Here is a 14,644-nt window from a genome sequence, read left to right as displayed (position 1 = left end):
GATATCTTTGCCTATATCGAGGGCTTCTACAATCGGACTCGTCGTCACTCCGCCATCGGCTTTATCAGCCCGATCGAGATGGAGCTAAAAGCAGCTTAACCCTGTCCATTTTTTCGGGGGAAGATCATTAGTGTCCATGCCTCGTGCCAGTCACCTAGTTTGCGATAGCGTTTCAACCATGGTTTTAAGAAATTATCTGCATAAAGGAGGCAAAGCGGATGGTTGTCATTGGCAGCGGCCGATTTTAGGAAAATAAGTGCGGTGAAGCGATCCACTATTCCCCCAATATATGGAGTCGCTCCGCAAGAAGACCGCCGGAAGACCGTTATCAAGGCCTACCGCAAAGCGTAGCCAAGAATGTATGCCGCTGTTGCCGGCGACTTCTGAAGCGCGATCTCCGACAAAGGAGTTCGCGGCCTCCGAGGCGAAATCCGCGACACCAGCGATGAAGAACTCCCGCCGGCGAACAGGACTTAAAGCACTTCGAAGCGGTTCACCGACACCCGACACCTATTTTCAGTTTGTCTAGAACTGGGCGGGAGAAAAATATGGCTGTCCGCATATCGAAGGACAGCATCACGTTCTGGTATCCATTCAAGGGAGCTTTCCAGTTCTTATCGAAGAGCTGATCGCAGGCAGTTGAGGAGCCGGAACCGTGGCGTCCATCTCTCGATCAGTTCTGTTCATCCTCTTCGTCGTGATCCTGCTCGCCGACCGAACTGCAAGTAAGTACGATCAGCGTTCGCCCATATTGGCCGTGGCCGACCATGTCTTCGGCGGCCTTGTACACGCGCTCAAAGCTCATTCTACAGGCTCGTGTTCCTAAGCAAGACATCACCCTCGGCTCCATGGGGATACTGCGTCACGACTTCGAACGATGGTAGCAAGTCAAGAATTGCTTGCAGGGACTTCTGCCCTTCATAGAGCTCCTGGTCGCTGTATTCAGTGTAGATGAAGCGCGTGTTGCTCAAGCTATGCCTGCCGCCAGCGATCACATCGGACTCGGCTCCCTGCACGTCCATCCAAATGAAATCGATGCGTTTTAGTTTCGCCTCACTGCACCAGTCATCCAAGCGTCGAGTTTCAACTGAGATGGGATGATCAAACCGAACCCATTCATATTCCACGAGATGATTCTTGGGCCGGCGTATCGAGCCAGAGAGATCCCAGTCCTTCGCATCTCCATTTCCATTGCTTGGATGGAAATCGATCCTGCCATTTCGGTCGGAGACCGCGATCTCAAATAGCTTCACTTTGTCGAGGTACCGATCCATGTTTTTCTTGAAGCGAGCAGCCGCTCGGGGATCTGGCTCAAAGCAGTAGAGCTGAGCCTGCGGGCAGAGCTCGAGAAACTTTCGCGTATCGGTTCCGTCGTTGCAGCCGATGTCCAAGATAACGGGATCCGGCTTTTGAAGAAGACCAACAATCTGCTGATGTACTGTTAAGGAAGATGTGGGTTCCATGGAAATATGCACTCTCTTAGAGGAGGCCCTGCCGAAGCGGCAGTCCTGTCGAGAACTTTTGGAGCGCTCGGCAGCTGCCTACTCAGGGGCTCGCTGAGGTCCGTTGAACTTTGTCTTTGAATTCTCGATTACACGCACGCCCCTCCTGCGCAATGTATATCAATGTATATATAGTGCATGTGCCGGCGTAACGATAAGCGGATGGATTATGCGCGCCACTCGATCAACTCGTGCCTTTTGAAATGCGGTCGCCGGCGCATCGCGGGCTCTTCAACAGGCGCGTCGTACCATGTCATTGCTGCCGAAATCAAAGTAGCTCGTCGCAATCGCACCACAGCATAAGGCAAAAGGTAGGCTCCAGCATTGAATGCCAGGTCGATGCTGACTCTGCGACCTACTGCCTAATTTGAATCGACTTTCAGTTAGGCTTCGCAAAAGACGGCCCTCCCTTACGCGTAACCGGAGAGAGAATGACGGCCCTGGACTCAAAGCGGCGCGTGGCGCTGATCACCGGCGTCACCGGGCAGGATGGCGCCTATCTTGCCGAATATCTGCTCGGCCTTGGCTACACCGTGCACGGCGTGAAGCGGCGCTCGTCCTCGTTCAACACCGCGCGCATCGATCACCTCTATCAGGATCCGCATTCGCGCAACGTGCCGTTCCTGCTGCATTACGGCGACATGACCGACTCGACCAACCTGATCCGGCTGATGCAGCAGATCAGGCCGACCGAGATCTACAACCTCGCCGCCCAGAGCCATGTCGGCGTCAGCTTCGAAAGCCCGGAATACACCGCCAACGCCGACGCCATCGGCGTGCTGCGGCTCCTGGAAGCAATCCGCATTCTCGGTATGGAGAAGGAGACGCGGTTCTATCAGGCCTCGACTTCGGAGCTCTACGGCCTGGTCCAGGAAGTGCCGCAGAAGGAGACCACGCCGTTCTACCCGCGCTCGCCTTACGGCGTCGCCAAACTTTACGGCTACTGGATCACGGTGAATTACCGCGAGGCCTACGGCATGTTTGCCTCGAACGGCATCCTGTTCAACCATGAGAGCCCGATCCGCGGCGAGACCTTTGTCACCCGCAAGATCACCCGTAGCGTCGCCCGCATTGAGGTCGGCCTGGAAGACACGCTCTATCTCGGCAACCTCGACGCCAAGCGCGACTGGGGCCATGCGCGCGACTATGTCGAGGGCATGCACCGGATATTGCAGGCCGATGCCCCCGACGATTTCGTGCTGGCGACCGGCGAGACCCGTTCGGTGCGCGAATTCGTCGAACTGGCGTTCGCCGAGGTCGGCCGCCGTATCGAATGGCGCGGCAAAGGCGTCGAGGAGGCCGGCGTCGATGTGAAGTCCGGCAAGACCTTGGTCCGCATCGATCCGACCTATTTCCGGCCCACTGAAGTCGACCTTCTGATCGGAGATCCCAGCAAGGCGCGGGAGAACCTGGGCTGGAAGCCCAAGATATCCTTTGCCCAGATGGTCAAGGAAATGGTCGCAGGCGACCTAGAGGATGCGCGGCGGGAGGTAGCCAATGGCAAGCATTCCGTTTGAGCTGAAGGGCAAGACGATCTACGTCGCCGGCCATCGCGGCATGGTCGGTTCCGCATTGGTGCGCCGGCTGGCGCATGAAGACGTCGAACTGCTGACAATGAGCCGCAATGAGCTCGACCTGCGCGACCAGGCGGCGGTCAACCAATGGTTCGCCGACAACCGTCCGCAGGTGGTGTTTCTCGCTGCCGCCAAGGTCGGCGGCATCGTTGCCAACAACACGCTGCGCGCCGAATTCCTCTACGACAACCTGGCGATCGCTGCGAACGTGATCCACGCCGCGCACGTCCATGGCGCCGAGAAGCTGATGTTCCTGGGCTCGTCCTGCATATACCCCAAGCTCGCGCCGCAGCCCCTACGCGAAGATTTTATGCTGATCGGCCCGCTGGAGCCGACTAACGAGCCTTATGCAATTGCGAAGATCGCCGGCATCAAGATGGTGGAGGCCTATCGCAGCCAGTATGGCGCCGATTTTATCAATGTCATGCCGGCCAATCTCTACGGCTGTGGCGACAATTATCATCCCGAATACAGCCATGTCGCCGCCGCGCTGATCCGCCGCTTCCACGAAGCGAAGCAGTCCGGCGCCAAGGAGGTCGTGGTGTGGGGGACCGGCACGCCGCGGCGCGAATTCCTCTATGTCGACGACCTCGCGGATGCCTGCATTCATCTGATGAAGACCTATTCGGATCACGAACTGGTCAATATTGGCACCGGCGAGGACATCATGATCGCCGAATTCGCACGCGTGGTCGCGGCAACCGTCGGCTACGCCGGCGAGATCAGTTTTGACACCCCGCGCCCCGACGGCACCCCGCGCAAGCTGCTCGACGTCAGCCGGTTGGTCAAGCTCGGTTGGCGTGCCACGACGCGGCTCGAAGACGGCATCCGGCTTGCCTATCAGGCGTTCCTCAGCGAGCACGCCCTAAACGCTTGAGCCCGCCCCGCGCGAGGCGCGCGTTCAACTCTTCGACGACGGACGGCAGCGCATCGAGGACAGCCTGAGACAATTCGCCGACGCGCCACCTCACCTGCGCGCCGGAAAGGTGGTTTTCCTCCGCCATCCGATGCCAATGTCGGGCGTAGATGTCGTGACCGCGGTTCTTGCCGGCGATCTTCATCGCCAGGTTTCGCGTGACGTCCGGATAAATGTCGCCGTTCATGACGTCGTAGAGCGGCGCCATGGAGGCGGCGCCGCTCGGCTGCAGCAGCAGCGAATAGTTCTTCGAATGCGCATCGACGTTTCCGCAGAGAACGTTGAAGACTAAGAAATCGACGAAGCGGGCGGCGTTGAAGGCGCCTGCCTGCGTGTTCCGCAGGACGTCAAAGCAGTCTTTCAGGGGAGGCCCACGCAGCTTGGTCGCCAGATTGGATTCGTATTTGGTCGATGGGATGTGCCCCGTGGCCTGACAGAAATCCTCCTGATGGATTCTGCGGAGGCTGCGCCCGTGAGGCTCGCGGTCGTAGCGCTTCACCAGCGCTGAGTGAGCGGCATGCGGGTCGAGACGGCGAACGCCCGAGGATCCTTTCACCCACGCTTCATCGTAGACGAACTCGATGTCCTGGATTTGGTCCGAGCGCCGGCGCAGCAGCCCGACGAGCTTGTCGCCGCACCGGACTTCCAGGGTCTCGCCGGCGCCGCCCGCTTTCGGCTTGGTCGTCATGAAGGCGTGAAGTTATCAGGGTCGAAGGTTTCGGATTCCTCGCTGGCCGAGCGAGCCGCCGGCACAGGGCTCATTTCCGCCGTCAGCCGGATGCCGAGCGCCTGCAGCAGGCGGAGGACCAGACCGACCTGGCTTGTCTCCTTGCCATTCTCGATGTCGACGATAAACCGGACGCCGACGTTCGCTGCCAAGGCGAGGTCCTGCTGCCGGAGACCTAAGGAGGTCCGCCGGTTCCGGATCGTCTGGCCGAGTTCTGAGGTGGTCGTGATGGTCATGATCATCTTTCCCGAGCGGGAATATTAGCCCCGGCAGGGCGTGCAGGAAGCCTGAATTTACCGACCGGGAAAACCCCGGTAAGGATTGGGTTCCGGCGGACAAAATTTCCCGACCGGGAAAAGATCTACTCAGAACTGGCTGCGGGACAGTCAAATTTACCGGTCGGGAAATCTTATCAAGTCTGTTCGGCGCTAACTTGAGACGGCCGCCACGATCATGGGAGTGATCGCGCTTCGCGCGCGCTGATCCTGATCGCAGTTCCGCGGCAATCAGCCCACCACAGCGGCGCGGTGCGGCCAGCACACAAGCTTTTTCGGACTGTGAGCGAGGGCCGATTTCCTCGATGGCTGCCGGCCACTAACCTACCCGCCCATTCGGGCAGATCCCATCGTGGTGGTATCCGTCGACATTGGTCGACTTGGCGAAGGACTCGCGTGAAGCCATCGGAATGGCGCCTCCGCGGGTCGGGTCCGCGAAGGTGCCTCCCGCCGCGGCGTAGTCCTTTAAAACGCTCGAGCACGATTATCGCCTCGACATTCGGGATGTCCGCCTCGCTCGGCTCAGGCATCGATAGCCTGCGGGCAAGTGCCGCCTCTACGTAGGGAGCCAGCTCCTCTTCTTTACGTCGGGCGCGCTCGTTTTCCCGTTCTTTCAGAGCAGGCATGACCTCATTTGGCGAAAAGCTCGAGTGCCTCACAGATATGCTCGTGCTTATTCATTCCGCACTGCGGGATAAAGATCATCTGGTCGATACCGACATCAGCATACCTCATAAGATGCTCGCGAAGGCTCCTAGGTTGCCCGATGCTGCCTGAGCCTGGCGTCTGCTTCATCTCGTCTTTGATCATTTGGAAGTGCCGCCACAAATTCGTGCGCCCCGGACGGTGTTCGCCGTACACCGCATAATGCGCGATCGAATAGCCGAAGAACTTGAAACCATCGAGTACTCGACGCATAGCTTCTTCGGCGTTCTCATTAACCATCATACCGTTGAGAACGGCGATATTGGCGTTTACCGAATGCCCCAATGGGCACGCACTCATCGGACTTGATTATCTGATAGTAGTCGTCGCGCCAAACTTTCGCTTGCGACGCCTCCACAAATCCAAAAGCCAGCGCCCCTACCCCTTGACGCGCGGCACGCAAAATACTTTCGCGCAAACCGGGCGCTTGTTACGCAGCATGCAGTAGGCGACGTGGTGATCTCGGGCATCCTGGGCTCGGCAGCTCGCGCCGAAAGGGTGTGCTTGCGCTACGTGCAATACCCTTTCGGCTCCCCAGTGGGCGGATGTCCTTGGCAGTGTGCAACCTCGTTGCTGATCTTTCGCAGGCGCTGCTGGAGTTCCTAGGCACTCGCTTGATCCAGCGTATCTCTGCTTCCTTGCTGCGATTCTTTGTAGGAATCGTGATTGAAATATTGGCCTTCTAGCTCTCTAGCGATGTCCAATATCGCACGGTGGCACACCGCCTCTTCAGGCCATGTACTGAAACCGTTCACCAGGTTGGCCAGTCCCTGCTGGGTAAACTCAGAGAGCCGGACGGCGCGAAGGACCTCACCCGCGATTGCGACTGTGGCTTGGCGACAGGGCGCCTCTTTCGGCCACTTGCTGAAACTGTTCACCAAATTCGCCAGGTCCTGCTGGGTATAATCAGAGAGCTGGGCGGCACGGCGAAGGACCTCGCTCGCGATAGCGACTGTGGCTCGGCAACAGGTCGCCTGTTCCGGCCACTTGCTGAAACCGTTCGCCAGGTTCGCCAGGTCCTGCTGGGTAAGCCCAGAGAGCCGGGCCGCGCGGCGAAGGACCTCACCCGCTATCGCGACTGCGGCTTGGCGACAGGGCGTCTGTTTCGGCCACTTGCTGAAACTGTTCACCAAATTCGCCAGATCCTGCTGGGTATAGTCAGAGAGCTGGGTGACACGGCGAAGGACCTCGCTCGCGATAGCGACTGTGGCTTGGCGAGAGTCCACCTCCTCCGGCCATTTGCTGAAACCGTTTACCAGGTTCGCCAAGTGAGGGTGAGTAAAGTGAGAGAGCTGGGGTGCACGGTGAAGGACCTCCCCCGCGATCGCGACTGTGGCTTGGCGACAGGCCGCCTCATCGCGCCACTTGCTGAAGCCGTTCACCAAATTCGCCAGTCCCTGCTGAGTTAAGTCAGAGAGCCGGGCGGCTCGGCGAAGGACCTCGCCCGCGATCGCAACTGTGCCCTGGCGAGAGGCCGCCTCACCTGGCCACTTGCTGAAACCGTTCACCAGGTTCGCCAGTCCCTGATGAGTATAATCAGAGAACCGGCCGGGACGGCGAAGGACCTCACCCGCGATGGCGACTGTGGCTTGCCGAGAGGCCTCCTCCGGCCATTTACTGAAGCCGTTCACCAGGTTTGCCAGGTCCTGCTGATTAAAATGAGAGAGCTGGTCGCCTCGGCGAAGGACCTCACCCGCAATTGCCACTGTGGCTTGGCGACAGACAGCCGCTTCGCGCCACTTGCTGAAACCGTTCACCAGTTTCGCCAAGTCCTGCTGATTGAAATGAGACAGCCGGTCACCGCGGCGAATGACCTCACCCGCAATCGCGAATATGGCTTTGCGAGAGGCAGCTTCTTTTGGCCACTTGCTGAAACCGTTGACCAGGTTCGCCAGTCCCAGCGAGGTAAACTCAGAGAGCCGGGCATGGCGATTTGCACGGCGAAACACCTCGCCCGCGATCGCGCTCGCGGCTTGGCGAGAGGCCGCCTCTTCCGGCCACTTGCTGAAACCGTTCACCAGCAATCCTAGACTTTGGCTGTTCAACTCCTGAAGCGCTCGGCTTTCATCGTGACAACATTCGGCGATTCTGATCGTTGCACTACGGCATTCCGCCACCCTTGAGTGTCGACCGAATGATGATGCGAACAACGAAAGGGCTCTGAGCCCGACTTCCTTAATCAGAGCGTAATCAAGCCGAGACATACATGCAGCTATGCGCTCGCAAGCTTGGATACCTGCCTGACCTCCGGCCTGCCGGCTCACCGCGTTGCATGTCGTAGCGTACCCCATCGATTTCCCGGCGCGGATGTCTTCTTCGAAGCATGCCACAAATCGAAATTTGAAATCCGCGGCGGCCTTTTGCAGAAAGGTTGCGTGGTCCACCATCCGCAGCTGCTTGTCGTGCTTCAGCACTACAGCTGAGAATTCACCGATGTGGCGAGTTCGACCAATCTCGCTTAGCGCTTCACTAAGTTTCATCAGACCGTACACAACGTCATTACGAGATCACACCAGGGGTGCTCTGCGCTGCTACACCGTCGCAGCGGCGCTTTCTCCGGGCCGGAACACCGGCCGGACAAAGATTGTCCTTTGCAGTGGAAGCGTCTGTTCCCGAGCTTCTGATAAGTTGATCGCTGCGCTGGCGGTGTGCGACCTGCGCAATTGCAACTTACATTAGGAAGCATTCAGCATCGTAACTATCCGACGCTCCCAAGCCACATTGCGACTTTGCTCTCTTTCAGTGTCATTCCAATAACCGGCGAAAGCGCTTCCCATCCTGGCACAAGCTGAATCGGTCATCATCCGCAAGCGAGAAGGTCGACTTCGCAAGCCATGCCGCTCGAATTGATTTCTCAAATGAGCATAGTCGCCTGCGCGGTGAGCCTTGGTCATCTCCAAGACTACAACCTGACGCTACGTGAGTTTCAAGCTATTTGATGCTTATCTATACAGTGGGGACGTACTGCTGGATGGTGGTCGCGGTGATCTCATTGTCCCAGTCGGGCTTTTCCGCGGACGACCTGTTCACAAACCTGACGTGGAACACCGCTCACAGCAACTTGTCGTCCGTACTCCAGCGTCACTGATTGCCTGGCGTTAACAAATCCCCACCGATCACGTTGGTGACTCGTCAAAGATTCCAGTATCCCTTGTTTCTGCCATGTTCGCATCCAAAGCAGACATTTGCCGATCGCACACGTCGCGGTCGGACGTAGCAAGTGCTTGAGGAGAATTACGTGACAAAGCCAGTCGTGATTGTGGTGGGTGCGGACAAGGGTGGGGTTGGCAAGACGACCGTATCCCGAACGCTTCTGGACTATTTCAATACCAATAACGTGCAGACACGCGCATTCGATACCGAGTCCCCGCGAGGAACGTTGAAGCGCTTCCACCCCGAGATCACCGAGATCGTCGACATGACCACGACTGCGGATCAGATGAAGATCTTCGACACACTGAACTCAGGGCTATCTGTCACCGTGATCGACGCCCGCGCAGGCTTGCTGTCCCCGGCACTGGCATCCTTGCGCGACATCGGTTTTTTGGATGCCGCTCGGTCCGGCCAGATCACCTTTGCCGTATTCCATATCTTGGGATCCTCCATCGCTTCTCTGGACGAGATCGCCGAGACTGCTGGTTTCATGAGTGGTGCAAAGTACTTTCTGGTCAAGAACTTCATCAACGACACTCAATTCTTCCAGTGGGACCAGTCGACCTACAACTCCTATTTCCAGCAAATCAAGAACGCGACCGAGCTGACGATCCCTAAGCTCAACGAGATGGCCTATGAGCAGGTCGAAGTTGCTTCCGTCCCGTTCGTCAACTTTGTAGCCAACAAGAATCGGAACGACGAGGCCGCGAACCACTCCTTCGTTCTGCGCGGCTATGTTCGGCACTGGCTCGCGAATGTCTGGCGCGAATATGATCGCATTAACTTGACCGACTTGGCCGGCGCCAAGTCAGTAACACGCGGCGGTGAAAAATAGTCGATCGTTCGTCGATTGAACGGGCTAAGCCGCGTATGAAGTTCGCTTAATAGTAATGCCAATGTTAGCTACGCCCGTTTACATCATCTGCTCGCCTAGCCCGCAGGTCGGTAAGACCCTCGTCTCTCGCCTCATGAGCGAGTTCTTACTGCTGAAGAACGGCACTGCGCTCTCGTTCGACATCAACCTGAAGGAGCCGTCACTGGTCGATTACCTGCCTAACATCACTGAGACGGCGGATGTGATCGACACATACGGCAAGATGCAGCTGATGGACCGGCTTATCCTGCACGACCGGGTGGCCAAGGTAATCGATCTCGGCTTCCATGCCTTTGATGAATTCTTCAAGATGTGCGAGGAGATCGGATTCATCAGGGAGGCGCTCCGCTGCCATGTTGCCCCCGTCGTCCTATTCGTGGCCGGTACCGACCGCATCTCCTTGCGCAGCTATGAGATGCTGAGGCGGCGGATTCCGTCCGGAGCGCTGATCACCATCCACAATGAATTCATGCTGCGCGGCGAGTTACCTGAAGTCATGGATGGCGCGCGTGTACTCCGCTTTTCGGCGCTGCCAGTATTTCTAAAGACCTACGTCGACCGACTGAGCTTTTCATTCACAGGATATCTGCGCAACGAGAAGGATTCCTCCAGCGAGTTGCATCAGTGGATCTGGCGCAACTACGTCATGTTCCGCGATCTCGAATCAATGGCGATGCTACAGCCGTCGTCTTGAGTCGGATTCCGCATGTGAAGAATTCGCGCGATATAAGTGTTCTTCAAGTTTGGTCGTATCGCTCGCAGACATAATGTCCGAGCAGTCGGCAAGGCCGTTTGCCCGCTTCGTATCGAAAAGGCCTCGTGCGTGGCTTGGGCCAAAAATAGCTAGCGAGTACACGGCAGCTTTCTGAGAATCAACGCAGTCGCCATTGGCTCATTGTGATCTTCTGAGATTCGTCAGCTTCTCAACAGGTAACTCTCCTAGCATGAGAACGTCGATATCTAGACGGCGGTGTCATCCGTCATAAGGGAAATGAACACCCGATTGCTTAATCTCGGAAATCGGAGGAGCGTGGCGACGGTCTCGGTCCGCGGCAAATGATTGTCGATCTGTCAGTTGCTTCAGCTTCGACAGTTGAAATCCGAAGGCTCCACCGCTTCCACTCAATCAGCCTGCCGTGCGCCAGATGCGAGCTTTTGTATGAGAGTGAGGTGCCATGGAGCGGACTAACAACAATTTTGACCTGTTTGATTTTGATGTGGAAGGCTTCGCGCAAGCGTACTATCAGCAGTCGCGCGCGGGGCAGCAATCGGGCGATACGAGCGAGCAAGCTAGCTTTGAGCAGCAGATGGGCGAGTTGCAACTCAGTTCGCCTGGCGAGAGCTCCGCTACGTCAAGTTCTCCTGATGAAAGTCCCAAAAAGGGCGGTGGAGGAATCCGGCGCACTGACCTCGGCGGTTCGATGAGGATGCCGCCACACTCCCCGCTGATGGACAACTCGTTCAGCAGCACGCGCCACAGCGTAGAAATCCCCCGAACTCACTTTCGAGATTCGGCTCAATTACCGTCGCAGTCCAATTTTCGGGATGAGCTGTTCAGCAGTGCGCATTACACTTTGCGATCTGAGGAGCAGCCTGCAATTCAGACGAAGAACAGTAAGAGTCGCGGACTGTGGTCGCGTATCAAGTCAGGTGTCGGAAAGGCGCTTGGGGCGAGTCGCAGCGAACAGCCGTCCGGTTCCACGGCCCAGGAGGAGGTCCTTTCAACGAAGTTTCGCGTAGATTACGCCAAGCAGCCCGGCCGAACACGCGGGGTCCCTAAGGAGGACGAGGAGCTGTTTGAGGACTTCAAAAGCAGAGCCAAGCTCACGCGGGACATCGGCACCGGCAAAGCAGTGGGCGACGGCACTATCAGAAATGCGATAGCCGATCTGCGAAATTTCAGCGCCTGGCTTAGCGAGAACGGGAGGCCATCAATCGCAGACCGTATTGGCAACCCGGAGTTAGAAGCTGGGTTGGATGCCGATGTGGAGGCCTACGCGAGGGATTCCAAGAAGGATTCTACGCTTACGAGGAGGCGCACCAACGCAGCCTTGAAAAAACTCCGCCACGTCGGCGCCGGAAGCGCCTTGTCCGCCGATATCCGCCGCCTGGCTCCTTATGCCACAGACGCGACCCTCATCGACATGCTGGCCGAGGCAGAAAAGGTGACAGCCAGGGTTGAGCCGGAGACGGTTGATAGACGGGCGCGCCGTCTTTACAGGCTGAGTGATTGGCTGAAAACGCGGGAAAAAGGCGCCATGGCTGGCCGACTGAACGACGATGGGCTGGCCCAAGATGTTAAGGAGTATAGGAATCAAACCGGGGACTCCAAAATTGACGCCGATTTGCTCAGGCTTCGGCGTTACCAGCAAGTCCTCGAGGCGAACAGAGCGCTGGGGCTGGCTCCTCCTGAGAGCGCGCCTCCGCTCGCCGGGGAAGGCGCTCGGCAGCCCGGATCACCGCAGGAGCTTCCCGCAACGCCAGCTACGCCGAGCGAGGGAGCTTGGGATTGGTTTAGGCATCAGATGCAAGACCCCGCGTCGTCCTCATTCACGCCGCACCATGATCCGCAGCCGAGCTCGCTTCAGGAGCTTCCGGCAACGCCAACCACTCCGAGCGCGGGAGCTTGGGACTGGTTTAGGGAGCAAATGCAAGAGCCCGCGTCATCCTCGTTCACACCGCACCGCGGCCCGCAGCTGCACTCGCTTCAGGAGCTTCCGGCAACGCCAGCCACCCCGAGCGCGGGCGCTTGGAATTGGTTTAGAGAGCAGATGCAAGAACCCGCTTCACCGTCATCTGCGAGGCGTCCGTCGGCAGACGTCTACGGCGATCTTGGGCCGCTGCTTAATTTGAATCCGCCCACACCGTATGAATTGCGCGACGACGCTCACTCTGTGCCGGCGCCTGACCTCGCCAGACAGCCGTCGTTCGTTGGACCATCAGGGGCCCCTCAGGAGCTACTGGATATCGGCTCTATCGTCGGCGAAGGCTGGCACCACGGCTCTCAATCGGCCTCGGACGTCCTGATCGATGTACTGAGTAACATCAATCTCATGCCGAACCATTTCGGCCCAAGCCAGTTCGCGATAAACGGTGAGCATTATTCGGCCACTCTTGGGCCGGGAGGGCGCACGGACGTTCGTCTCATCCATCATCCTCGCGCCAGGCCGATGCATGAAGCTGGGCCATCGCGTCAGCCCATAGCGGATCTTGGGTTTCTTATCCGCGGGGGATGGCAGCACAGGGAACGTTGGCTTCCGCCTTACCTTGTCCGTGCACTAGAGGGGGAGCACCTCATGCCGCAAGCCGGGCGTCCGACGTATATCAACATTCGCGGCGTGCCTTACAGGGCCGAGTTGCTGGAAACGGACGGCAGCTCACGCGTTCGTATTTATCCTGAAGCTGGTTGAAGACGCGATTAGGCTTCACCCTCGGGGGGCAGCGGGGCGGCGCACCGGGAGAAGTCTTACCGGCGAGCAAGTGGCATAGGCTTGCTCGGACCAGGGCACCGACGGGAAACGCCCTGCGCAATGATGCATGAGCGTTTGGATAATGGAAATGGCAAACGCGAAATTCAACTTGCTTGGTGCCGAGGTCCGCGCGGCACTGGAGCGGTTGATCGATGTGCTGGCAGACCTGGGGCTTGCCTACCGTCAAGGTGACAAGGTCAAGCTTTGGCCGCAACCTGATCGAGAGCCTGCACCGTGAGCTCGACACCATCGGAAGAGGCCTCGCAGAGGAAATGGGGCTTGAGCATTACCCGCTGATGCAGGTGAGTAGACTGCGGGGATCTATCGCCGATAGGCTGTCGCTCGCCTCGCTGCGCTTTGGCATGATCGACCATTGGTCTCGGTTTCAGATCGTGCCCTGGTCCTCATCGCTCCAGCGCGAATTGAGCAACCAGGTGAGCGGCATCGCCGGCCAGTCAGCGTCGACTAGGCCGTGTGGACAATTACCTTAACCAGAGCAGAGCTGCAGCGATAGTGACGACGGCGAAGTAGTTTCGGGCTGTCTTTTCGTAGCGCGTTGCGACGCGCCTGAACCGCTTCAGTTTTGAGAAGCAGCATTCGATCAGGTGGCGCTCGGCGTAGAGTGGTTTGTTGAGCGGATATTTGATTGCCCGCGAGGGGTTGTTCGGAATGACGGCTTGAGCGCCTTTTGCAGCGATGGCGGATCGCAACGCATCGGAATCGTAGGCCGCTTCGCTCATGACGACGTCGGCTGGGAGCCCCCTCGATGAGCGGCTGGGCCTGAGGCGCATCGCCGGCCTGGCCTGCCGTTAGGAAGAAACGGACCGGGCAGCCCAAGCCGCGGACGGCCATATGGATTTTTGTCGTCAGGCCGCCGCGCGAACGCCCGATGGCCTGATTTTGAGCCCCCCCCTTTTGCGCCGCTGGCGTGCTGGTGTGCGCGAACGATGGTGGAGTCAACGATCAGGTATTCAAAGTCCGCATCATCTGCCAACACTTCAAACATGCGCAGCCAGACCCCTTTGGCGCTCCACCGGCTGAAGCGCCGGAATACGCTGTTCCATTCGCCGAATGCTTCAGGCAGATCACGCCACGGCGAACCGGTCCGCACGATCCATAGAGCGCCTTCGACAAAACATGCGGTTGTCGCGGCCCGTCGAACCGCGCTGGTCCGGCCGACCGATGATCAAGCCGGAGATACGACGCCGTTGCGCATCGCTCAGAACGAGTCGGTCCATGGCACCCAAGGTTTCCTCCTAAAGGAAAGCCTTGAATCACGTTCCCGCCGATTTGAGAATCCCAAGAGTCCACACGACCTAGCTGTGAGCTCTCAGGAGGTTGTCCATCCGGTCCTGAACGAGGAAGCTGAAGTTGTCGAAGCTTTAGCCAATCCCCGGAGAACCGAATGGACACCCATAAGAATGCGCCTCTGACGCCGAAAGGTCGAG

At 58.2% G+C, this 14,644-nt stretch carries 13 protein-coding genes and 1 pseudogene; 7 read left to right on the top strand and 7 right to left on the bottom strand.

From position 1 onward, the window contains the following. Positions 1-673: 673 nt before the first annotated feature. Positions 674-805 (bottom strand): hypothetical protein, encoded by a 132-nt coding sequence (locus tag AC0QUY_RS40600; RefSeq protein ID WP_256380286.1) that lies wholly within the window; start codon positions 803-805, stop codon positions 674-676. A 1-nt stretch (position 806) separates the two neighbouring features. Beyond that, positions 807-1,463, bottom strand: a complete 657-nt coding sequence (locus AC0QUY_RS40595; RefSeq protein WP_057859050.1) for an FkbM family methyltransferase — start codon at positions 1,461-1,463, stop codon at positions 807-809. Positions 1,464-1,933: 470 nt separating this feature from the next. Between AC0QUY_RS40595 and gmd the strand changes: the two genes are divergently transcribed. Both gmd and fcl read left to right on the top strand, forming a co-directional pair. Next, complete coding sequence (gmd, locus tag AC0QUY_RS40590; protein WP_475391508.1) at positions 1,934-3,019, top strand: GDP-mannose 4,6-dehydratase; 1,086 nt, start codon at positions 1,934-1,936, stop codon at positions 3,017-3,019. After that, entirely contained in the window at positions 3,000-3,953 is a 954-nt protein-coding gene (gene fcl / locus AC0QUY_RS40585; RefSeq protein ID WP_161855425.1) for a GDP-L-fucose synthase, read from the top strand. The genes gmd and fcl overlap by 20 nt, the downstream gene beginning before the upstream one ends. Here fcl and AC0QUY_RS40580 read toward each other — a convergent pair. From AC0QUY_RS40580 to AC0QUY_RS40565, 4 genes are all read right to left on the bottom strand, one after another. Further along, positions 3,928-4,680 carry a HipA domain-containing protein gene (locus AC0QUY_RS40580; protein ID WP_161855426.1) on the bottom strand — a complete coding sequence of 251 codons (753 nt, stop codon included), beginning with the start codon at positions 4,678-4,680 and terminating at the stop codon, positions 3,928-3,930. The genes fcl and AC0QUY_RS40580 overlap by 26 nt on opposite strands. Then, entirely contained in the window at positions 4,677-4,955 is a 279-nt protein-coding gene (locus AC0QUY_RS40575; RefSeq protein ID WP_084031034.1) for a helix-turn-helix transcriptional regulator, read from the bottom strand. The genes AC0QUY_RS40580 and AC0QUY_RS40575 overlap by 4 nt, the downstream gene beginning before the upstream one ends. Before the next feature lie 669 nt (positions 4,956-5,624). Then, complete coding sequence (locus tag AC0QUY_RS40570; protein WP_161855427.1) at positions 5,625-5,984, bottom strand: hypothetical protein; 360 nt, start codon at positions 5,982-5,984, stop codon at positions 5,625-5,627. 317 nt (positions 5,985-6,301) lie between these two features. Next, positions 6,302-8,179, bottom strand: coding sequence for a hypothetical protein (locus tag AC0QUY_RS40565; protein WP_161855428.1), 1,878 nt, complete (start codon positions 8,177-8,179; stop codon positions 6,302-6,304). Between the two features lie 758 nt (positions 8,180-8,937). Between AC0QUY_RS40565 and AC0QUY_RS40560 the strand changes: the two genes are divergently transcribed. From AC0QUY_RS40560 to AC0QUY_RS40540, 5 genes are all read left to right on the top strand, one after another. After that, on the top strand, positions 8,938-9,687 hold the full coding sequence (locus tag AC0QUY_RS40560; RefSeq protein WP_057859058.1) for a P-loop NTPase family protein: 750 nt from the start codon (positions 8,938-8,940) through the stop codon (positions 9,685-9,687). Positions 9,688-9,748: 61 nt separating this feature from the next. Next, complete coding sequence (locus tag AC0QUY_RS40555) at positions 9,749-10,420, top strand: hypothetical protein (RefSeq protein ID WP_057859056.1); 672 nt, start codon at positions 9,749-9,751, stop codon at positions 10,418-10,420. Positions 10,421-10,901: 481 nt separating this feature from the next. Beyond that, the gene (locus AC0QUY_RS40550) at positions 10,902-13,136 is read left to right on the top strand and encodes a hypothetical protein (RefSeq protein WP_246738298.1); all 2,235 of its coding nucleotides are present in this window, start codon (positions 10,902-10,904) and stop codon (positions 13,134-13,136) included. Positions 13,137-13,284: 148 nt separating this feature from the next. Further along, complete coding sequence (locus AC0QUY_RS40545) at positions 13,285-13,434, top strand: hypothetical protein (RefSeq protein WP_245320388.1); 150 nt, start codon at positions 13,285-13,287, stop codon at positions 13,432-13,434. Then, positions 13,385-13,687, top strand: coding sequence for a DUF3363 domain-containing protein (locus tag AC0QUY_RS40540; protein WP_245320387.1), 303 nt, complete (start codon positions 13,385-13,387; stop codon positions 13,685-13,687). Before AC0QUY_RS40545 ends, AC0QUY_RS40540 begins: the two co-directional genes overlap by 50 nt. On the opposite strand, the pseudogene AC0QUY_RS40535 reads toward AC0QUY_RS40540, so the two are convergent. After that, positions 13,679-14,443: pseudogene (locus AC0QUY_RS40535) on the bottom strand (IS5 family transposase). The gene AC0QUY_RS40540 and the pseudogene AC0QUY_RS40535 overlap by 9 nt on opposite strands. Positions 14,444-14,644 lie beyond the last annotated feature (201 nt).

This window comes from Bradyrhizobium sp. WYCCWR15520, assembly GCF_056174665.1.
This window is presented reverse-complemented; position numbering and strand designations above follow the sequence as displayed.